17 protein-coding genes are annotated in these 20,811 nt (G+C 59.4%); 12 read left to right on the plus strand and 5 right to left on the minus strand.

The genetic code is table 11. From position 1 onward, the window contains the following. Positions 1 to 75: 75 nt before the first annotated feature. The 3 genes from NUW12_09380 to NUW12_09390 all read right to left on the minus strand — a co-directional run bounded on the left by NUW12_09380 (position 76) and on the right by NUW12_09390 (position 3,479). Positions 76 to 1,083, minus strand: coding sequence for a Gfo/Idh/MocA family oxidoreductase (locus NUW12_09380; protein ID MCR4402970.1), 1,008 nt, complete (start codon positions 1,081 to 1,083; stop codon positions 76 to 78). A gap of 76 nt (positions 1,084 to 1,159) precedes the next feature. Next, a complete protein-coding gene (locus tag NUW12_09385) occupies positions 1,160 to 2,035 on the minus strand; it encodes a sugar phosphate isomerase/epimerase (GenBank protein MCR4402971.1) in 876 nt (291 codons plus the stop codon). Positions 2,036 to 2,315: 280 nt separating this feature from the next. After that, positions 2,316 to 3,479 carry an ROK family protein gene (locus tag NUW12_09390; protein MCR4402972.1) on the minus strand — a complete coding sequence of 388 codons (1,164 nt, stop codon included), beginning with the start codon at positions 3,477 to 3,479 and terminating at the stop codon, positions 2,316 to 2,318. Positions 3,480 to 3,657: 178 nt separating this feature from the next. On the opposite strand from NUW12_09390, the gene NUW12_09395 reads away from it, so the two are divergent. Continuing rightward, the gene (locus NUW12_09395; GenBank protein ID MCR4402973.1) at positions 3,658 to 4,062 is read left to right on the plus strand and encodes an extracellular solute-binding protein; all 405 of its coding nucleotides are present in this window, start codon (positions 3,658 to 3,660) and stop codon (positions 4,060 to 4,062) included. A 28-nt stretch (positions 4,063 to 4,090) separates the two neighbouring features. Here the strand turns inward: NUW12_09395 and NUW12_09400 are convergent, their stop codons facing one another. Together NUW12_09400 and NUW12_09405 are read right to left on the minus strand one after the other, a co-directional pair. Further along, positions 4,091 to 4,717 carry an IS1634 family transposase gene (locus NUW12_09400; GenBank protein MCR4402974.1) on the minus strand — a complete coding sequence of 209 codons (627 nt, stop codon included), beginning with the start codon at positions 4,715 to 4,717 and terminating at the stop codon, positions 4,091 to 4,093. A 22-nt stretch (positions 4,718 to 4,739) separates the two neighbouring features. Next, positions 4,740 to 5,660, minus strand: a complete 921-nt coding sequence (locus NUW12_09405) for an IS1634 family transposase (protein ID MCR4402975.1) — start codon at positions 5,658 to 5,660, stop codon at positions 4,740 to 4,742. A 597-nt stretch (positions 5,661 to 6,257) separates the two neighbouring features. Here NUW12_09405 and NUW12_09410 point away from each other — a divergent pair. From NUW12_09410 to NUW12_09460, 11 genes are all read left to right on the plus strand, one after another. Continuing rightward, complete coding sequence (locus NUW12_09410; protein MCR4402976.1) at positions 6,258 to 7,385, plus strand: extracellular solute-binding protein; 1,128 nt, start codon at positions 6,258 to 6,260, stop codon at positions 7,383 to 7,385. A gap of 96 nt (positions 7,386 to 7,481) precedes the next feature. After that, positions 7,482 to 8,558, plus strand: a complete 1,077-nt coding sequence (locus NUW12_09415; protein ID MCR4402977.1) for an ABC transporter ATP-binding protein — start codon at positions 7,482 to 7,484, stop codon at positions 8,556 to 8,558. Positions 8,559 to 8,597: 39 nt separating this feature from the next. After that, the gene (locus NUW12_09420; GenBank protein ID MCR4402978.1) at positions 8,598 to 10,664 is read left to right on the plus strand and encodes an iron ABC transporter permease; all 2,067 of its coding nucleotides are present in this window, start codon (positions 8,598 to 8,600) and stop codon (positions 10,662 to 10,664) included. 703 nt (positions 10,665 to 11,367) lie between these two features. Then, positions 11,368 to 11,976 (plus strand): glycerol-3-phosphate responsive antiterminator, encoded by a 609-nt coding sequence (locus NUW12_09425; protein MCR4402979.1) that lies wholly within the window; start codon positions 11,368 to 11,370, stop codon positions 11,974 to 11,976. Next, complete coding sequence (locus NUW12_09430; protein ID MCR4402980.1) at positions 11,963 to 13,429, plus strand: SLC13 family permease; 1,467 nt, start codon at positions 11,963 to 11,965, stop codon at positions 13,427 to 13,429. Before NUW12_09425 ends, NUW12_09430 begins: the two co-directional genes overlap by 14 nt. A gap of 256 nt (positions 13,430 to 13,685) precedes the next feature. Next, positions 13,686 to 14,600, plus strand: a complete 915-nt coding sequence (locus tag NUW12_09435; protein MCR4402981.1) for an HAD-IIA family hydrolase — start codon at positions 13,686 to 13,688, stop codon at positions 14,598 to 14,600. A gap of 181 nt (positions 14,601 to 14,781) precedes the next feature. Next, a complete protein-coding gene (locus NUW12_09440; GenBank protein ID MCR4402982.1) occupies positions 14,782 to 16,338 on the plus strand; it encodes an NAD(P)/FAD-dependent oxidoreductase in 1,557 nt (518 codons plus the stop codon). 5 nt (positions 16,339 to 16,343) lie between these two features. Then, positions 16,344 to 17,720: an NAD(P)/FAD-dependent oxidoreductase gene (locus NUW12_09445; protein ID MCR4402983.1), complete on the plus strand. Its 1,377-nt coding sequence runs from the start codon at positions 16,344 to 16,346 to the stop codon at positions 17,718 to 17,720. Positions 17,721 to 17,762: 42 nt separating this feature from the next. Further along, positions 17,763 to 18,197 (plus strand): DUF1667 domain-containing protein, encoded by a 435-nt coding sequence (locus tag NUW12_09450; GenBank protein ID MCR4402984.1) that lies wholly within the window; start codon positions 17,763 to 17,765, stop codon positions 18,195 to 18,197. A 744-nt stretch (positions 18,198 to 18,941) separates the two neighbouring features. Next, positions 18,942 to 19,328, plus strand: a complete 387-nt coding sequence (locus NUW12_09455) for a type II toxin-antitoxin system MqsR family toxin (GenBank protein ID MCR4402985.1) — start codon at positions 18,942 to 18,944, stop codon at positions 19,326 to 19,328. A gap of 62 nt (positions 19,329 to 19,390) precedes the next feature. Then, positions 19,391 to 20,401 (plus strand): DUF4065 domain-containing protein, encoded by a 1,011-nt coding sequence (locus NUW12_09460; GenBank protein MCR4402986.1) that lies wholly within the window; start codon positions 19,391 to 19,393, stop codon positions 20,399 to 20,401. Positions 20,402 to 20,811: the final 410 nt, after the last annotated feature.

Below are 20,811 nucleotides of genomic sequence, written 5' to 3' on the forward strand. Positions count from 1 at the left end.
GCCTACCTAGCTTCAGGGTACCGCGTGTTGCGTAGGTGCAACGGTCCGAGAACCACCTGTCTGCTCTGCGGGGCATTACATGCCCACTACATCACCAGTCTCCAGGGAACGGATGGCCGCAAGCACGATCTCTAGTGAGAGCCTTGCATCCGCCGGGGTTGTTGTCTCCGGTCGTCTGCCATCCTCGACGCACCGGACGAAGTACGCGAGCTCCGCTTCATATGCGTCTTGCCGCGCCGTGTCCGGACGGAGCACCGTGCCGTCCTTGCGGTACACCGTAAGCGTCTTTCCGGCCCCCTCGCGGGCTTCGATGTTCACGCCCGCCCTCGATATGAACTCTGCCGTCCCGTTCTCGCAAACAGCCCGGAACATCATTGTGAACGGGAAGCCCGACGGGACGAGGAAGGTTGCCTCTGCGAACGCCGCGACGCCATCTCCGTAGTCCAGTGTGGTGAACACGTGGTTCCAGCCCCCATTGGCTGAGCGTTTTCCTCGGGCCACGACCGCTTTGGGACGCCCAAGGAGCCACGCGATGTAGTCGATATCGTGGATGTGGAGGTCCGGGACCGCCCCTCCGCCACGCCCGGGGTCCAGAAGCCATCCGTCCCACGAATACATCGGCTGTGTTCCAAGGCGCGCAGCCGAGAGTGCGACGGGTCGTCCCAGCTCACCCCGACGTATGAGATCCCATATCGTGACGTACTCTGGCCAGAACCGGAGCGTGTGGCCCACCATGAACGCGACGTCCGCACGCTCGGCGGCCTCTATCATGGCGTCGGCCTCCTCGAGGTTCATAGCCATTGGTTTCTCGCAGAGCACGTGCTTTCCGGCTCGAGCCGCGGCGATCACGTGACGAGCGTGGAGGTAAGTGGGAAGACACACATCCACCATATCGATGTCTTGCCTATGCAGGACATCATCCGCGGTCGCGACCACCTCAGCGCCGAGCCCGTCTGCCACTTCCCTCGCGCGGCCGCTGTCGTGATCCGCCACCGCTACGACTTTCGCGTTGGGTATGTGTGCGAATGCTTTGGCATGGACCTTGCCGATGAAACCGCATCCCAGGATCCCAATCCGTACCAAGTTCAACCCTCCCTTGTATGCTTAGCATGTGGACCCAAAAGGGCTCCAGGTAGACCGCCACGAATCTCCGATACTTTCACTTTTCAGCGCGAGTCCGGTGCGAGGTCGCCGGGCCTTTGGCCATGATCCTGTCCAGGCTCGACGAGATGTCGTAGATCATCTTCTCGGCATAATAGCGGTACGGCGGCATGATCTCGGCAATGAGATAACCGTCGTACCCGACGTCCCTGAGCGCCGAGATGACTCCAGGCCAGTTGACATCGCCGCGGAGGAGGTCGGTGAACCCTTGGATGTTGCCGATCTCAAGCTTGAAGTCCTTCACGTGGACCTTGCGTATCCTTGGGCCGAGGATCCTGATCCAATGCTCCGGGTAGCCCGAAACGAGCACGTTCCCCACGTCCATGTAAGAGCCCACCCTTGGGTGGTTGACCTCGTCGATGAAGGCTCGCATTTCCAAGGGCGAGAGGAGGAACTTGTTCCAAACGTTCTCAACTGCAATAGTCACTCCCGCTCTCTCCGCGTGTTCCACCAGGCACAGCAGCGACTCCTTTGCTCGCAGGTACGCGGTCTCGTAATCAACGGTCTCTGAACCTGGATCCCACGGCACGTTCACCGCGCCCGGGACGTACAAGATCGTGTCCGCCCCGAGCAGCGAAGCGAATTCGAGTTGCTTTCTTGCTATCTCTTGCGCCTTCGAGCGGACGGACGGATCCGAAGCCGTGGGTGAGTACTTCCAATAAAGCCCGGTGGCAAGCGACGGTATCTCGAGCCCGGCCTGCTTCGCTGCCTGTGCGATTCTGGAGACGTCTTGGATTGATGAGTCGAGAGAGAGCTCGCCCGTTTCTGAAAGACACAGTTCGATGCCATCGAAACCCGCGGCGGACGCCAGTCTCACGCACTCCTTGACCGTGTACGAAGACGGAAAAGACCACTGGTTTATGCCTTTTTTCACCTTAAACCCTCCTAACTTTCGGAGAATCAAGCAGAATGTGCCCCGGTTTTGCTCGGATTCGGCGCGCGAGACAGCCGGATCCTCCGCGCCCCGTCGTGCAAGCACCGGCAACCCTAGCGCCGTCAGGACCGGATTTCACCAACGCGCCCCGGTCGGGTCGCCATCCCCGAGTCCCCATCCCCGGGTGGAGCACTAGGAGCCCGCGGCCTCGGAAAACGAGAGAACGCTGACGACCTCGTGCTCAGCCGCCCCAATTGTGCCGCGCCGTCGCGGGGCGCGGTCACAGGGTGCGAAGCAGCTCGCGCCAGACCAAGGCTGCTGCTCCTATCAGTCCTGCGTCCTGCCCGAAGCTAGCCATGGTTATCGTCACACTGTTGGCGGGTTCCGAGAGGGCACGACGCTTTGCCGTCTCGATGGCCGCATCAACGAATTCCTTATCTTCCTGCGTGATCTGGCCGCCGATGATTATGCGCTCGGGATTGAACAAGTTGATGAGGTTGGCTATGCCGACGCCGAGGTATGTCCCTGCTTCCCTCACTGTCTCGCGCGCTCGCGGGTCACCTGCGCGCGCGGCGTCATGCGTAGCCTCGTCCTCACCGGGGGAAACCCGGGAGGAGACCTTGCTGGCTATCGCCTCGAGGCTTGCGAGACCCTCCAGGCAGCCCTGATTCCCGCACGTGCAGGGAGTGCCGTTGCACTCTATGCTCGTGTGGCCGAGCTCGCCAGCCATACCGGTGGCACCCGTGTAGACTCGCCCGTCGACGAGGAGCCCCACGGCGATTCCTGTGCCCACCCACACATAGATCAGGTTGTTGGCGTCTCTTGCGGTGCCGTACCATTGCTCGCCGAGGAGTGCCGAAGTCGTGTCCTTACCCACGAACACCGGGACTTCGAAGTGTCGCTGAAGGAGCGATTTGAGCGGGACCTGGTACCATCCGAGCCTCACGGATTTGACGATAGTCCCGGCCGCGTGATCGATGAGCCCCGGTGCGGTCACGCCTATCCCGACTATCGAAGCCCCGCCGACTTCGGGGCAGCCCATCATCTCCCGGATGGCGTCCACCATTCGCGTTATCATCAGGTCAACATCAGTCGCGATCTCCCTCTTGGACCGCCGCAGTACCTCGCCCTTCACGTTAGTCAAGGCGACCATGAGGTCCGTAGCGGCAAGGTCGACTGCGATCGCAAGACGCGAGGTCCGTTCGAGCTGCAATAGTCCTGGCTTTCGACCGCCCGTCGACCGGCCGGACCCCACCTCCTCTACGAGGTGGTCCCTCTGGAGTTTGCCCACGATGTTTGCTATGGTCGCCGTTGTGAGGCCGGTGAGCCTTGCTAGTTCAGGGCGGGAGATGGGCTCATGAACGCGAACGGCGCCCAGCACGAGACACCGGTTGCGCCTGCCGATCTCGATCGCGTTGCGTCCGTGTGTCGATGCAGAATCCATACCCACCACTTTTCTAAGTACTATGTTAAAGCGATTGATCAAGTCATCAGTTTGACGTTGACGGAGGAATTCCTTCTGTCCTCACGCCGAAAAAAGTACGTTCTCTTGCCATTCAGACGAGTAGGCTCATGCGGCCGTCGCGGCCGCCGCGTGCGACGTGGACGCGAGTGACGTACCCATGAAGACGTCGGGACTTCGGGTCGTATGTCTGGCGTGCGCGGCGTTTCTGGCCATCATCCTTGGTTCGGTCGCGGGAGCGGCTGAGAAGGCCGAGCTCACGTTTTGGAGCTGGCGGACCGAGGACATCGATGCTTACGCGAAGTCCATCAGGGCGTTCCAGACGAGCAATCCTGACATCAGCATGAAGTTCATGTCCTTCAAGAACACGGAGTACAACACGATACTCGCCACCGCACTCCAAGGTGGCACGGGCCCGGACATCATCCAGCTCAGGTCATACGGCGGCATGGAAGCCCTCGCAAACGCGGGGTATCTCGTTCCGCTTGGCACCGCGAGCGTCCCGGGGGGCTCGCGAAGTTTCCGGAGGACCTTCTCAAGCCCAACTTCGACACCTGCGGAGTAACGTCGCAGTTAGACGGCATATAGGTCGTTCATTTCGCCACTATGGATTCAAAGGCTCTGATTCGCTCGGGTATCGGTACCCCCAACACGTTCAGGATGGCCCGCTGCCGGTCAGTAGGAGTGGTGGTTGTAATCCACCGCCCCCGACCGATGGCGGTCTCGCAAGCGCGAATCTGGCTAAGTTCCTCTAGGGCTGTCTGTGCGGTGATGCCCAAGTTCGCCTTCTCGAGCGCTACATCGATAACACCCTCAAGGAGGTACGCCAAGACGCACAGGCTCAAGTGCGCCCGCACACGCTCATCCTTCCAGTGGTAGATCGGCCTTGCCTCCAGGGGGTTCTTGATGGTACGGAACGCATCCTCTACCTTCCATAGTCCCTTGTAAGACAGCGCCAGCTCCGCGGGTGAAAGTGCGGTGTTCGTCGTAAGCACCCACTTGCCGTCGTAGCGGGCGTCTTCACGAATGCGCGACTCGTTAAGCTCCACCTTGGCCCCATGGATGGTAAGATAACGCCGAGCTACGCTGTTCTTAAGAAGCGGGCCCACTCCCTTTGAAATCTCGGCCTTGAGGTATGTCACCATCGCCTCGCGCTCTTCTCTATCGCGAAGCTCCTCCTCGGGGTTGTAGCACACCACATACCGCTCGTCCTCCGGCATCCGTACCTCCTTGACGTGAAGGTTACGATCCACCACATGACAACGGCCGGCCGGCCCGTGATAGGACATCTCTTGTGGTAAGATGGCGCATCCGTGTCCCCGCGATATACCCGATGCCAGCGCTGCGTAACGCCGCAAGATTCGCCTCGCTCACCATCCTCCGGTCCACTACCACGGTGATCTCACCGACCGGAAGCCTCGAGCGAAGCTCATCCATGGCTTGCCTGAAGGCATAGACATCACTCGTGTTACCGGGGAGGATCATGTGAAACAGGGGATACCCCTCAGGCGTCACGAACAGCCCCAGGACCACCTGGGGACGGTCAGACCGCTTGTCTCGCGAGTGCCCAAACCGCGCAAGACCCAAAGGCCCGTCACCTTCGAAGTACACGCTCGTCGTGTCAAAGAGCACAAGCCGGAGGTCACTTACAAGGCGTGCGGTCACCCGCTCAAGAAGCCCAACCTGCACATCCTCCAGCACCTCATACACAAAGTCCAAGGTGCGATAGAGTTGATGAAGCTCCAGGCCTTCAAGGTCCGGGGCATAAACCCTGTCGAGCCACCGGATGGTGGCCCTCTCAGAACACGGATCCATTACCCTGCTGAAGACAATCGCACGAACACCGGCCTCCACATCGAATCCCAGGCGACGTCGGGCGGCAAGACCGCGGAACAGTCCGTCAAAGCCGAGGTGAGACCAGAGGTGCGAAAGCACGTAAACCGTCCCATACTCTCTCGCCTTAAGGATCTCCAGATCCTCGGCACTCGCCACCTTTGCCCGGCCGTAAGGGGCCAGCGATGCTATGAGCCGGTCTACCTGCCCAGGGTCGAGGAGATCCTCCCGGCCGAGGTTTGCCACTACTCGATGCCTGGGGCGGCCATCGCGCCAGACGCTCTCCACGAGCTGAATATAGATGCAGGTTTTGCCTCCAGACTTAGCCACTAGGCTTTCTCTGCATATATGGCCTTACACTGGGCAAACGCCACCGGACACATGCAAAGTGTCGAAGTTCGGTCTGGCAGGCTGGTGGCAACCCTGAAACCAGCGCGCTTGTGCGCCAGCTCATCGACGAGTTCGAAGCTGCGAACCCGGATATACAGGTGAATTTCATGATTGGCGACAACAACCGGCCGCGCCGCACTCTCGCCACAGTCTCAACCAGGCGCAGAGGCCCAATCACAAGTCTTGCGGATGCGTTGACGAAATGTTGGCAGTGATGTGGCAGGATTAAGTGAATCGGTGGCGAACACAAAATGTTAGAGCTAGATGAACGTGGCACGGAGATAGGGAGAGGGCCACTCATGGAGCATTTGCGCTTCATTTGTGCGCCCTCGTTCTCTGTCATGCCCGGTTTGGATGGAGGTGATGTCTTGGCGATACTAGGCCGGCTGCAGCCTGCGGCCGACAGGTCAGCCGGCCACATTGTGCAAGCTAGACGGATTCTGCTTGAAGGGGAACGCCACGATCGTCGCGGTTGTATCATGGCAGTTGGCCATCATCGAGCGGTAGAAGCGATATTCTGTGCAAGGAGGTAGTCTGATGAAAAGGCTTCTGGTGCTGGTCTTGGCGGTCATAATGATGGCGTCTGCGACGCTTTCAGCCGCTCCGGCGAGGATCGAGCCTGAGCTGAGCGTAATTACCCCCGTTGCCAGTTTTGTCAGCGTAGCTGCACTCGATGCTTTTAAAGTGTGGGCCAAGGAGAAGTACGGTGTCGACGTAAAGACCAACTATACCGCCAAAGGCACTCAGGTGGCGGTAGGCTTGATCCGCGAGTGGGGTGCGAACCCCCAGGCCGACATAGTGTGGGGCGGCGAGACGGTACTCTACGACATGTTGGCAGCTGATGGATTTCTGATCAAGCACGAGGCTCCTAAGCAACTGCTGGACCGTATACCCGGTACTATGGGCACACCCAAGCCCATGCCTCTGAAGGACCCCAAAGGCTTCTGGGTCGGCACTGCGCTTGAACCCTACGGTATCGTGTACAACGAAGGCCTTGTCACAAGGCGGCTGCGAGCCACACCGCCCAAGACGTGGGAGGACATGCTGGCCAATCCTAAGTTCAAGGGCCAGATAGCTCAGTGCACGCCTGACAACTCCAGTTCGAACCATGCGACCTACGAGGTCATTCTGCAGAAGTACGGCTGGGAGAAGGGCTGGGAGTGGCTTTCGAAGTTGGCCGCCTACACCGGACAGTTCGTCGCAAGGTCAGTCGATGTTCCCGGCGTGGTAGCCAAGGGCGAATATGCGCTAGGCTTTGCAGTCCCGAGCTACATGGCGTTTGAGAACTTCCTCAACGGAGCCGACATCAGGTTCATTGCCCCTCCGGGAGCATATGTCACACCTGAGCCGATAGCCATAATCAAGAACTGCAAGAACCCCAATGCCGCCAAGGCTTTCATCGAGTTCCTGCTCACGGACGAAGGTCAGAGGTTGTTCATCGACCGCGGTCTCTTCCCGGTGGTGCCTGAGCTGCGCGTGGAAGGCCCTCCCGGATCCACTGCTGAGCTTGCGGTCACGTTCTATGGCGGTCGGAGGAGCTACTTTGAGGGCACCGTGGAGAACACTTACGACAACGCATTGTCGCAGAGCAGAGAGAGCGAAGTCAACAAGTACTTTAGAGAGAACATCTTTGCCAAGCTAGATGCTCTGAAAGCCAAGTACTGATCAGCTTGATATTGTGGATTTCGGAGAGAACCTACGGGCGAGTTCGTCTCGCCCGTGGGTTTACTCTGGGCAGTTGCTTGACTTGAGGTGAAGTGCATGGATATTAGGCTCACTGGGGTCACGAAGAGGTTCAAGAATGTTGAGGCGCTGAGCCGAGTGGACCTGCACATAAAACACGGCGAGCTCTTCACCTTGCTTGGACCTTCGGGCTGCGGAAAGACAACTACCCTACGCCTTATCGCCGGTTTCTATACACCTGACGAGGGCAAGATCTTGTTCGGCGACCGTGAGGTCCAGGCCATCCCAACATCCAAGCGGAACATCGGCATGGTGTTCCAAAACTACGCCCTATGGCCTCATATGACGGTGTACAGGAATGTGGCATACGGTCTGCAGTTCAAGAAGGTCCCCAAGTCCGAATGGCCTGAAATTGTCAATGAGGCCCTCACCAAGGTGGGGCTGGTGGGTTTCGAGACTCGTTATCCAGGGCAGTTGTCTGGAGGCCAGCAACAGCGTGTGGCGCTGGCAAGAGCACTCGCGCTCAACCCGGACGTCCTGCTCCTCGACGAACCTCTGTCCAACTTGGATGCCAAGATCCGAGGATCAGTGCGCGCGGAAATCCGTAAACTGCAGCAGTCATTGGGCATCACTACGCTGTATGTCACTCACGATCAGGAAGAAGCCCTCACGCTTTCGGACCGCATCGGCATAATGTGCGACGGCAGATTGGTTCAGGTCGGCACGCCACACGATCTGTACGAGAGACCGGCGACACGCTTTGTGGCTGATTTTATCGGCACTAACAATCTTGTAGCCGGCACTGTGGAGGCTGTTGGCGAAGACATCACAGTCGTCACGGAGCTAGGCACAATCATAGGGTACAGCCACTTGACGGTCAAGCCTGGAGACAAATGCACTGTGGCATTCAGACCCGAAAACGTGGTAGTCCACACTGCACAACCTTCTGGGCAGGCTGGGCAGGACAACATCATACGCGGCAAGATAGGTTTTGCCAGCTACATGGGGAATACCCTGCGTTACGAAATGGAGCATGCGACCGGCCTCGTACTCAAGGCGGACATCAGGAACCCTCTCCATCGTCAGGAACTGGGTTGGGGCACCGATGTGTACTTCGCCTTTCCGAAATCTGCGGCACTTGTCATACCGGACTAGCGTGTTGGCCTTGACCATGGACAGGCAGGTGGTTGTCTGATGTCTCCAGGCAAGACGATGACCGGTTTGGGGAGATGGCTGAGGACGTCCAGACCATGGGTATGGCCCATATACCTGTTTCTGCTCGTATTTGTCATATTCCCTCTCGTGAAGCTATTTGTCGACTCGTTTTCCACGGCCGACATACCGCTTTCTGCACTCAACGAAGTGGTTCTCACAACCGATCTTCTTGAGGAGAGGGTGCACGCCGGCGAAATGGAAGGCGCTTCGGCGGCTGCCCATGACATAGCGCTTCAGCTAAGCAGGTCTGTTGACACCATCGACCGCGTGATAGGAGCGCTTGACAGGGCAACTTTCCCTCAAGATGAGTTGATAGCGAAATGGCAGGATGCCAGGGACCGTGTGGCGCAGAAGGCGTCATCGATGGCCGAAGTTCAGCATGATCCGGAGGCCGCCTTGGCCGAAGCCAAGGAAGCCAGGGCTTTGGTCCAGGAGGTTCTGCGCTTGCCGCGGCAGACGTTCTCGCTCAACTATTTCCTGGACGTGTTCAGAGACAAGCAGTATATGAAGGCCTTGGCCAACTCCATGCTACTGGGGTTCGCCACGGTGATCACCACATCGATCATTGGCTTTGCAGTGGCTTATCTGCTTGTCAGGTATGACTTCCCCGGCAGGAGGGCCCTCAGTTTCCTAACTACCGTGCCTATAGTCATGCCCCCTCTAGTAGGTGTGTTGGGCTTCATCTTCATCCTGGGCAGAGGGGGCACTGTGAACGAGCTCCTCTACCAACTGGCGGCAGCGCTGGAGCAGTCGTGGCCCACGTTGTCTAGTTGGCTGTACGACCACTTGCCGTTCAACTTCGTCTATGGATGGCATGGACTATTGCTGGTGGAGACGTGTCACCTGTTCCCGCTGATTACGCTGAACGTCTTGGATTCCCTGAGCAAGATCGACGCCTCACTGGAGGAGGCGGCAGAGAGTGTTGGGTCCATCGGCCTTAAACGCCTGTTTGACGTGACCATTCCGCTTACCGTACCGGGTTTCGTCACCGGAGCGTTCTTGGTGTTCATCGGAGCTTTCGCAGACTTTGCTGCCCCCATGGTGGTAGGGTTGACCAACTTCATCGCGCCGCTGGCATACATGGATATTCAGCAGTTCACGGACAGACACCTGTTCAAGATGGGCATCACAGTGGGTGCCGTCATGGTGGTTCTGTCGATAGTGTTCCTACTGATAGCCAAGAAGTACGTGACGCTGAAAGACTACAGCACTCTCTCGTACAGGGCAGTGGAGAGGAAACCGCTCAAAGGCAAGTGGGCGATGCTGGCTCTGGCATTCCTGAGCCTGCTCCTCTTCGTGAGCTTCATGCCTTATGTAGGCGTCGGCCTAGCCTCATTTGCGCGGAGTTGGTCCATGTCTCCTCTGCCTTCGTCGTGGACCACGGTCCACTACAAGAAAGTGTTGTTGTACGCGCCGGGCTACATCATCAACACGTTCCAGTTCTGCATATTGGCCATCATCATGTGCATCCTGATCGGGGTGCCAGTATCGTGGATCATGGCCAGGACTCAGATGCGCACCCGCGGCGCGTTGGACGTCCTGACAATGCTGGTGCTGGCCCTGCCCGGCACCGCGCTAGGGATCGCGTACATCAGGGCCTTCAATACCCCGATACTCTTCAAGATACCTCTGGCGAACATATGGATCATACTGCCAATAGTGTTGGCCGTGAGGCGACTTCCTTACACGGTGCGGTCGTCGTATAGCTCTCTGCTGGTAGTGCACCGTTCGATGGAGGAGGCGGCCGAATGCGTGGGGGCGAGTGGACTGAAGATCTTCAAGGACATTACGTTCCCACTTATCTGGAAGGGAGTACTGGCAGGGGCGCTGTTCTCCTTCATGACATCGATACAGGAGAGCGCGGCTTCAATCCTGCTTTCGATACCAGGATGGGAGACCATGACTATGGGGATATTCACCTTCTATACGGGGGGCACTCACGGAGACGCAGCAGCGCTGGGCTTCATCCTCATAGTGGCGGGCGTAATCACCCTATTCGCAGTGAACAGACTGAGCAGCGCCGCGAAGGGCGGGTTGTTCGGCTAAGGCCTTCGGACACTGCTGGGCCGCGAGGTGAGGGGGACCCGGCAGACGCCGGGTCCCCATGAACAATCGTGACAGAACTGTTCGACCATCCTCCCGGCGCGTGTACCGCCGTATGCTGCGCCATCTTTCGCCGTGCACGGTCCCGCTCCGGGCCAGGGCAGCTACAGACATCTCTAGACCAAGTCATGAAGGCAGCAACACCGTGAGCGCACATTCCACGCTCCGACCGGGGACAGTTCACTGCCACGGATGACGGCCACGGAAAGCTGTCCAGAGAAGACGCAGGCCGGGGTAGTTGGCGAGCACAGCGAGGCAAGTGCCTTGTGAGGGTATAGGCTGGTGAGTGGAAAAAACCGATAACCGATGCTGGTGTCAGGCAGGACTCTACTCCATTACGTAGAATACTCCTTCAAACAGTATAAAGAGGAAAACAGGTACGCTATCGAGCGGCTTGTCTCGGTTTCGGCTCGGAGATGAGGAGAAGGCTGAACCAGAAGTCGGTTGCTTCTGGCTCTTCGCTTCTCTTTGTTTTGTGACCGTCTAGCCACGTATGCGGTCGCTTGCCGTTTTGGCTCGACTTGGCTCTTGTGAGGTGGATAGGTGCGCCTGGTGTTCGGTTCAGTTAACGTTCACTACGTCATAGGCAGATTGGGGCGCAGGGTAGGTGAGGTTGCTTGGCCTGCGCACCGAGGAGGCGAAGACCATGAGAGAAAAGGGCAGCCGACAGACTCTCATGGGGACGGCACCCTTGCAGCACCTGGCGGAGCATCCCGTAATTCCAGCAATCAGGCAGGCGGCGGAGATAGATGAAGCTGCAAGCTGCGGCGCACGGTTAGTGTTTTTCTTGACCGGATCCATCTATGACGTGCGTGACGTCGTGCAGAGGGCTGCAGCGCACGGTCAGCAGGTCTTTTGTCACGTGGACTTGGTACAAGGCATCGGGAAAGACCCCGTCGGGATGAAGTGGCTTGCCAGGGAGATTGGCGTGAGAGGGATTCTGACGACAAGGAGTTCGCTCATCAGGGCCGCCAAAGATGAGGGGCTCATTGCAGTGCAGCGTCTTTTCGTCCTCGACTCGGAATCGCTTAGGACAGGTTTATCAGTCGTTGCGTCGTCCCAGCCGGATGCCGTAGAGATCCTACCTGCACTCGTCCTTCCGAACATCATTCATAGGTTGCCCGTGGACGAGATCTCACCGTTCATCGCGGGCGGCCTGGTGGAGAGCATGTCGGAAGTGGAGGCAGTGCTCGCTACTGGGGCTCTTGGAGTCTCGACTAGCAAGAGGGAGTTGTGGCGCTATGCTCGCGCGTAGGTCCGCCGCGCTATCTTCACTGCCGAAAGTCCTAGGTCTGATTGTCAGCGTTGTGTGCTGTCTTGCAGTGTCGGTGGGCGTGGGCCCGGCCTCGCTTGGGCCGGACGGCTCTCGAGCTCTGGCTGTCGCGGCGACTGTCGTCTCCTTGTGGGCGGCGGGCACTCTGTACCCTGCAGTGACGGCCCTGGCGGGGTTGTTCTTGCTTCTGGCGATGCTGCCGCGTCTCGGCCCTTTGGCTCTTCTTGCAGGCTTCTCTGAGCCGGTGTTGTGGTTCCTTGTCGGCGTTCTCGCGCTCGGCTCGGCGGTTGCATCAAGCGGCCTAGCGCACCGTATGGCGAGGTTCATGGTAGCCCTCTGCAAAGGGAACAGCTTTCGTCTCATGCTACAGTCGGTCGCGTTTCTACCGTTGATGACGCTCATTGTCCCTTCTGCTTTGACTAGGAATGCGATTCTGATGGCCCCCTACAAGAGTGTATTGGAACATCCTGCATTCCGAGGGTCGAAGAACCTCGCAAAGGCTGTGGCCCTCATTCTCGGAATGTTGAATCCCATGGCTTCGTCGATGATCCTCACGGGTGGGATTGCACCTGCCCTGGCAGCGAGTCTGCTCGGAGGCGGATTCACGTGGTTCCGCTGGCTTGTCTTGATGGCTGTCCCGTATGCTATGGCGATCCTATCGGGCTCTGTCCTCATTCTGTTTCTTTGCCAGTTCCACAAAGGTAGTGAAAGCGCCCTTGTGAATAAGCCGGTGTGGTTGGGACACGCCCCGGATGTCAAGATAGGCGAACTCCTTCCCTCCGACGAGCGGCCAGGTGTGGTATCAGTTCAAGAGAGGAAGGTCATGGTCGCTCTTGGCCTTGCGTGCGTTCTCTGGCTTACTGACTACATACACCATTGGAATCCAGCAGCCCCAGCACTGCTGGGTGCGGTTCTCGTGCTGAGTCCCTGGTGCGGCACCATGTCATGGCACGAGTTCGCCTCAAACGTGTCTTGGTCGCTGTTCGTGGTGACTGGTGCCTCTCTCTGCATAGCGCACGTCCTTGAGTCGACAGGGGCATGCGCCTGGCTGGGCAACGTGTTGACTATGGGTATCCTTCGCTGTCGCGTACCTTCTTACATGATGGTCTCGTCAACGGTGCTAGTGTCGGTTCTTGTTCATGCGGCAATCCCCAGCATCCCGGCATGTTTGGCACTGCTTTTGCCTATAGTAACGGGGTTTGCGCGACAGGCTGGTTTAAACCCACTTGTACACGGCCTGGTTGCTTTGATATCAGTGGATTCTGTGGCGCTATACCCTGAGCAGAGTGCAACCGCACTCATGGTGTACGAGCAGCACGGGAATTTGACTCGCTCTGATGTCTTGAAGTTCGGCCTTGGGATGCTTTTCGCTACGTTGCTTGTAGTAAACTTCATTGCTGTCCCGTGGTGGGCGATCCTCGGACTCGTACCTTGAATGGGGCCACTGCTCCGTCGGGTCGCGGAGACGGCGCGGTTGCGGCGCGCCTCGTTCGAATTCGGCGCTCAAGGCAGCCGAATTCTCCGCGCCCCGTCGTGCAAGCACCGGCAATCCTAACGCCGTCAAGAAGGGAGACGACGACTTATGGCGCCATGCCCAGTGCTTCGCGAATCGTTGGAGAAGGCCGCGCGAACCGTTGGTGCGCGAGGCGTCAGGCTATTCGCCGCCAACAAGCTGGGCGGAGCCAGAATGGGTGGATTCTATGCTTAGCCTGAACTCAAGACCAATGTATTCGAAAGCAGTTTCCAACTCAGACCCTGGCACGGAGCGCTCTTGCCCTTCCGTCGAGGACTTCGAGGGGTACATTCTCGACCTGGATGGCACCGTGTATCTCGGTGACAAACTGATTCCCGGCGCGCGAGAGACGATAATGGGCCTCCGGGCGATGGGCAAGCGCATAGTCTTTCTCTCCAACAAGCCCATTCAGAGCAGGCAAGAGTACGCCGCCAAGCTCACGAAACTCGGCATACCTACGCCAGAGGATGATGTCATAAACTCATCTCTGGTGATGGCACGCTATCTGGCGGACTGTGCACCAGGCTGTCGAGCGTTCGTCATCGGGGAAATGGCGCTTGTTCACGAGCTTCGGGCGGCCGGCGTGGACGTTGTGGAAGACCCGACAACACTCGGCGCCCATGTGGACTACGTCGTCATCGCGTTCGACCGGACGTTCACCTATGCAAAACTGAACCACGCTCTCCAGGCCGTGAGGTGTGGGGCTCGGCTGGTGGCTACGAATGCTGACAGAACCTGCCCGGTGGAAGGGGGGGAGATTCCTGACGCCGCAGCGATGATTGGGGCAATCGAAGGTACGACCGGACTCAAGGTTGAGTTGGTTGTAGGTAAACCGAACCCCATGATGCTTCAGACTGCACTCGGCCGCCTCGGCCTTGGGCGAGACCAGTGTCTCGTAGTGGGTGATCGCCTGGAGACCGATATATTGATGGGGAAAAAGGCGCAAATGGCCACGGCTCTAGTGCTGACTGGAGTAACTCGTCGGGAGGACCTGTCCAGGTCAGCGATTCAACCTGATTATGTACTGGACTCCATAGCAGCCTTGCCATGCCGGCGGCGCGAGTGGAAGGAAGGGTTTTGCTCCAGAGGCTGAGAGTCAGGCGGAGCGGACGGGAGACTTTGAGAGAGTCCTATCTGCCAAGCTCGTTGCTCGACAGCGCGCTAAGCTGCCCTTGCTTGCTGCGTGCGCAACGGGGCTTGTTGCAGGCTGGACTTTTCTTTATGGCACGGGGGCACGGAAGACGGAAAGACGCGCATCACGGGGGGATGTTGGGTTGCACGGTACACGGTCCACGCAGTCGACGATAATGAAAGCTGACGTAGCAATCGTCGGAGCTGGCGTGATCGGCGCCGCAATTGCGAGGGAGATGGCTCGATACGATCTGGCCGTGGTCCTCCTCGAGCGCGAGGTGGAGCCAGCCTTCGGCACGAGCAAGGCCAACAGCGGTGTTGTGCATGCGGGGTTCCACTCGGATCCCGGGACGCTGGGAGCCTCGTTGTGCGTTGAGGGGAATGCCATGTTCGATGAGATCGCCGAGGAGCTGTCCGTGCCGTTCAGGCGCAACGGGTGCCTCATGGTCGCCATGTCTCCGGAGGAGGTCGACGTGTTGCGCGAATACCTCGACCGGGGGCGCCGCAACGGCGTGCCGGGCCTTCGCCTCCTTGATGCCGGTGAAGTCCGCGCACTGGAGCCCGGGCTCGCCCCGGAAGTCGTGGGTGCGCTCCACGCTCCGACCGGCGGGATCGTATGCCCGTACCAGCTCACCTTCGCCCTGGTTGAGAACGCCGTGGCCAACGGCGTCCGCTTCATGGCGGGCTCGCCGGTCACCTCGCTTCACGTGAGAGAAGGCCGGATCGCTGCTGTCGAGACGGCCGAAGCGATCATCGAGACCACATGGGTGGTGAATGCCGCGGGGCTATTTGCAGACCAAATAGCGGCCATGGCAGGGGACGAGTCCTTCGAGATACGCCCGAGGAAAGGCGAGGAGTACTTGCTGGACAAACGCGTCGGGAGCCTCGTGCGGTCGACGGTGTTTCCGGTGCCGACCCCGGTGTCCAAGGGGATCCTAGTGATCCCCACGGCGGACGGGAACATCATGGTCGGACCCACCGCTGAAGATGTCAGCGACCGCCTAGACCTCGCTACGACGAGAGCGGGGTTTGAAGCAGTGTTCGCCGCCGCTCGTCGCATGGTGCCGGCCGTCTCCCCTCGCGACGTCATAGCGTCCTTCGCGGGCCTGCGCGCGGCGTCTTCCGAACGCGATTTCATCATAAGGCCGTCCGGGGTGACTAGGGGCATTGTGCACGTGGCTGGGATAGAGTCACCCGGTCTCACCGCAGCGCCCGCCATCGCGCGCATGGTGGTCGGGATCCTGCGCGACGAGGGGCTCGAGGCGCGTGCCCGCCGCGGGTTCAACCCCATCCGTCCCGCGCCTGTGCGGTTCTCGCAGCTTTCCCACGCCGAGCAGGCCCGGCTTGTGGAATCAGACCCTTCGTTCGGTCGCATCGTGTGCAGGTGTGAGACGGTGACCGAGGCCGAGGTGCTGGACGCCATCCGCAGGGGCGCGAGGACGGTGGACGGGGTCAAGCTTCGAACGCGCGCAGGAATGGGAAGGTGCCAGGGCGGGTTCTGCATGCCAAGGGTGATGAAGATACTCAGCCGGGAGCTTGGGGTTCCCCTGGAGGCGATCACGAAGCGAGGCCCAAGCTCGCCCATCGCGCCGTACCCGGCGAAAGCCCTCCTGCGCGAAGCCCAGGAGGAAGCCGACGATGGCCCGGGGCCGGCCGTGGCCCATGTGTCGCATCATATGTCACCAGCAACAGGGAGGTAGGTTCTTTGAAGGCGTTTCCAGGACTGAAGGGAAAGGATCTGCGCAAAGATCTTCGCGCGGACGTGGCGGTGATCGGCGGTGGCCCCGCCGGGCTTGCCGCTGCTGTCGCCGCGAAGCGGGCTGGGGCGGAGCGGGTCGTGGTCATCGAACGCGACGTTCGTCTGGGCGGAATCCTTCCTCAGTGCATACACACGGGGTTTGGGCTGAAGTGGTTCGGCGAGGAGCTCACAGGCCCCGAATACGCTGCTCGGTTCGTCGACGAGGCGGCCTCGGTGGGCGTCGAGTTCATGCTCGAGACCATGGTCCTCGAAGTCACGCAAGAACGTCGTGTGGCGGCCGTGTCGCCCCGCCATGGCTTAATAGTGCTCCAGTGCGGTGCCATAATCCTCGCCATGGGGTGCCGGGAGCGCCCGCGCGGGGCGCTCGTGCTTCCCGGCACGAGGCCGGCGGGGATATTCACCGCAGGCACCGCCCAGAGGCTCGTGAACATCGAGGGCGTCCTGCCGGGGCGACAGGCGGTCATTCTGGGATCGGGCGATGTCGGCCTCATCATGGCCCGGCGACTCACCCTTGAAGGGGTGAAAGTCCAGGCCGTCGTGGAGATCATGACGTATCCGGGCGGGCTTGCCCGGAACGTACAGCAGTGCCTCCGCGACTTCGATATTCCGCTGTACCTGGGCCATACCATCTCCCGTATCCACGGCCGCGACAGGCTGGAAGGGGTGAGCGTCGCTCCCGTGGACGACGCGAGGATGCCCATCGCGAGCGAGGAGTGGTTCATCCCCTGCGATACGCTGCTCTTCTCGGTGGGCCTCATCCCTGAGAACGAGCTTTCAGCTGCGTGCGGCATCGAGATCGATCCCGCCACGGGAGGGCCTGTCGTGACCGACGAGATGGAGACGAGCGTGCCTGGCATCTTCGCCTGCGGAAATGTGGTTCACGTGCACGACCTCGTGGACCACGTGACCGAGGACGGCATGGTGGCAGGCGCTGCCGCCGCCGCTAGAGCGAGGGTGGAAGCGCGGACCCCGGTCCTTGGCGAGGTGGGCAAAGATGCGGGACTTGAGTCACTCCAAGTGCTCTGCACCACGGGGGAGATCCGGCCCGGCCGAAACGTCCGGTACGTGGTCCCGCAACGATTCGTCCGGCACGGTGATGCACCTGCAGCGGCGGCCGCCGCCGCGAGGACCCTCACCATATCCCTGCGTCCAAGCGAGCCTGCGGAGAACGTGGTGCTCGAGGTGTCGATCGCCGGAAGGGTGTTGCGGCGTCAGAGAAAGCAGAAGGTTCGTCCTGGCGAGATGATACAGGTGAACGTGGACAGGCTTGCGATCCCGTCCGAGAAGGGTGACACACTGACCGTGTCCATAGTGGAAAGATAGTCGCATAGTAGAGAGATAGTCGAAAGGGAGGCGTGACTCTGCGTGCGCGGGGATTCGAGCGAGTTCACGGTGACGTGCGTCGTCTGTCCTGTTGGGTGCGAAGTCACTGTCCTGGACGCGGCGGAGGTAAGGGGCAACAAGTGCGACCGGGGACGAGAGTATGCGCTGCTCGAGCGGTACGACCCGAGGCGGGTCTTGACATTCACTGTGCGCACAACGTGTCCCGATCACCCGCTCCTTCCGGTGAAGACCGACCGGCCGATTCCCAAGCACCTCCTTCTGAAGACTGCGAGGCTGCTGGCTGAAAAGTGCGTCAGCCCGCCGGTGAAGGCCGGCGACGTGGTGGTCCGCGACGTCTTGGGCACCGGTGCGGATGTCGTGGCCACGAACGACCTCAGTGGCTCCCTCCATCTCTCTTGCAGCTCCGTTCTACCGCAAGAGAGCAGGGAGCCGCAACCTCAAATTCCACGGACTTAGGGACATCCGCTTGTTCGGACGGCCCAAGGGGTTAGCTAAGTAGTCCTACCGCCAGTGCTCGTACGGAAGCGCATGTATGCAAGGATGTCATCTCGAACATCCCTCAACAGCTCTGCAGCCCTCGGAAGACGCTTCCAGAGGCGCTCCGCACCAAGGGCTCCGGCCACTTGCAGCCTCCGTCTCCTCACCCACTTCCTCACGCCTCGCTGCTGCGTCTGCCGATTCTACACCACTACCTGGACTGTAACTTCTCATGCGTGTTGTGTCTTCACAACGCGCATGGAACACCAGAGTGGTCACATTCGCACATCCGTACAAGATCGTGCCAGCTTGACGAATGGGCTCACGAGACGATAACTCAGGACCATGACCAATACGCGAAGTTCGAGAGGAAGCCGGTCATGTTTCTCATCGTCTGCCTCCGGCATTCCAAGTGTGCCCGCCGTGGGATTCCCTGGGGGCGGGCGCTAGACGGACGCCAGACGGTTCCTGCACGCGAGGTCACAGAACCTCATCTCACGTGGCGCCGTGGTCGAGTTGTGGTCGAGTTGAGGACCCCCTTTCAGTCCCTCCTTTTCCCACCTCGAGTGGCCTAAGAGGTGTCGAGAACCGGGGTCACTCCGGACCTTGCACATCAGTCTTGGCAAGAGCTTCACTTGATGGAAATTCATTCTTGACCTCATTGCTATCAAATGATAGCATATCGGCAGAGCCGATGATACAATGAAGGGGAGATGGACACCTGTGTCCAGATCCGCGAGACCCAATCATGGCGGCGTAGCCCTCATTCGACAGATAGACGAGTTCCTGGAACGGGTTAGGGACGCGATACTCATCCAGCACAAGTTTGATTTCATTCCTCGCACAGAGAACCTTGACGGCCTAGCAGAGCTAGGAATCACGATAGGCGCTGCGAAGCAGGAAATCCTGGCCCTCACGTATCAGGACTACTACAGGGGTCCGTCACCAGATCAGTCGCGAGAGCACGTTCGAGGTGGTGCGATATGGGAGTTCATCAGGGATATGGACGGAAGGCCTGTGTACATAAAGCTTAAGCTGGACAACTGCCGCGGTTGCGTGTGCATGTCGTTCCACGAGGCTGACCGTGCTCCCAGGTTGCCCTACCGGTAGAGCGGTCGGGGAGTTCGCCTCAACGGACCAGTCGAGGAATCATGCACGAAGGAGGACAAACCATGAAAGGCTTCTGTCCAAAGTGCGACGCAGAAAGGGAACTCATCAAGACCCAGAGGGAGGAGACATATCCAGTAAAGGGCGAGGCCATCACCATCATGTCCAACGTTTTGACGTGCGGGACTTGTGGGACCGATGTGTTTGATGAGACTCTGGACAGTGAAAACCTATCCCTGGCCTATTCTCAGTATCGTAAGCAAAAGGGTCTATTGGGACCAGAAGAGATCAAAAGGATTAGGGAGAGGTACGGTCTCTCACAGCGCGGTCTGGCTGCCCTCCTGGGATGGAGCCCTGCCACGATAGCAAGATACGAACTTGGGTCGATCCCCAGCGTCGCCCATAATGATCAGCTTTGTCGATTCAGCAAGGATGTGGCTTACGCGCGCAGTCTCTTTGAAGCGTCTGCGTCTAGGCTAGGAAACCTTGAGAGAAAGCGAGTGGAGAAGGCACTTGGTTCCCGCCGGGCAGATAGTGTGCCGGAGAAGATCTCGCGGATCTTGCTAGGCCTGTACTCGCGGCATGGAGAGTTACTGCGGGGAAGGCGTAGACCCGATCTGAACAGACTCGCCGAAATGGCGGTCTTCTTTGCGGCCAAGTGCCCCGGCATCGCGAAATCGAAGTTGCTCAAGATGCTGTGGTATTCGGATTTCGTCTGCTATAGACGGACGCTTTGCTCCATGAGCGGCGCGGTATACTGCCACAACTACTTTGGGCCCATTCCGCTAGCCCACGACTTGGTCATGGCCTACATGGAGCGGATGCAGTTCATTGCCCTCAAGCCGCAGAGCTACGGCGAGGTCGAAGGAGAGCGGGTCGAACCTCTCGTGGAGTTCGAGACCGATTTGTTCAGCCCTGAGGAGCTGAAGGTTCTCGAAGACGTCCTACGGAGGTTCAAGGCTTGCAGCGCCACCGCGCTCGGAAAGATGAGTCACGAGGAGAGGGGTTACACGGAGACGCAGCTCGGTGAGCCGATATCTTACGAGTACGCCATGACCCTGAAAGCTATCGAGTAGGCTGCGGATGCCAATGCGCTCTCCAAGAGCCGGTATACTCAGTGGACGGGCGTGAGCCAACGGGCTTGGAATTTGAGGTGGCGGCTTCCAGCTCCGTTGCGGTAAAGCGCACGTGTCGGGGGAAAGGAGTCGGAGACGGCGAGGCGAGCGCCGGGGTATATCGTGATGAGCGACCGTCAATCAGGAAAGGCATGACAAGCTGGACGTAGACAAGGTGAGCCGGTAATCTCGGCACATCACTGCAACTACAAGGGCGGACATAGACGAAGGAGGAGAGACCCGGAGGAACACAGATCGCTGTCATTGGAGGTCTCGCGTCCGATGTGCATGGAGACCGGACGCCGTGATGGTTGTTGGCGAATCGTGCAGAACGACGCAGGATGGGCAGGATAGCTAGTGCCATTTGTCTA

This window comes from Bacillota bacterium (assembly GCA_024653485.1).
Taxonomy (GTDB): domain Bacteria; phylum Bacillota; class SHA-98; order UBA4971; family UBA4971; genus UBA6256.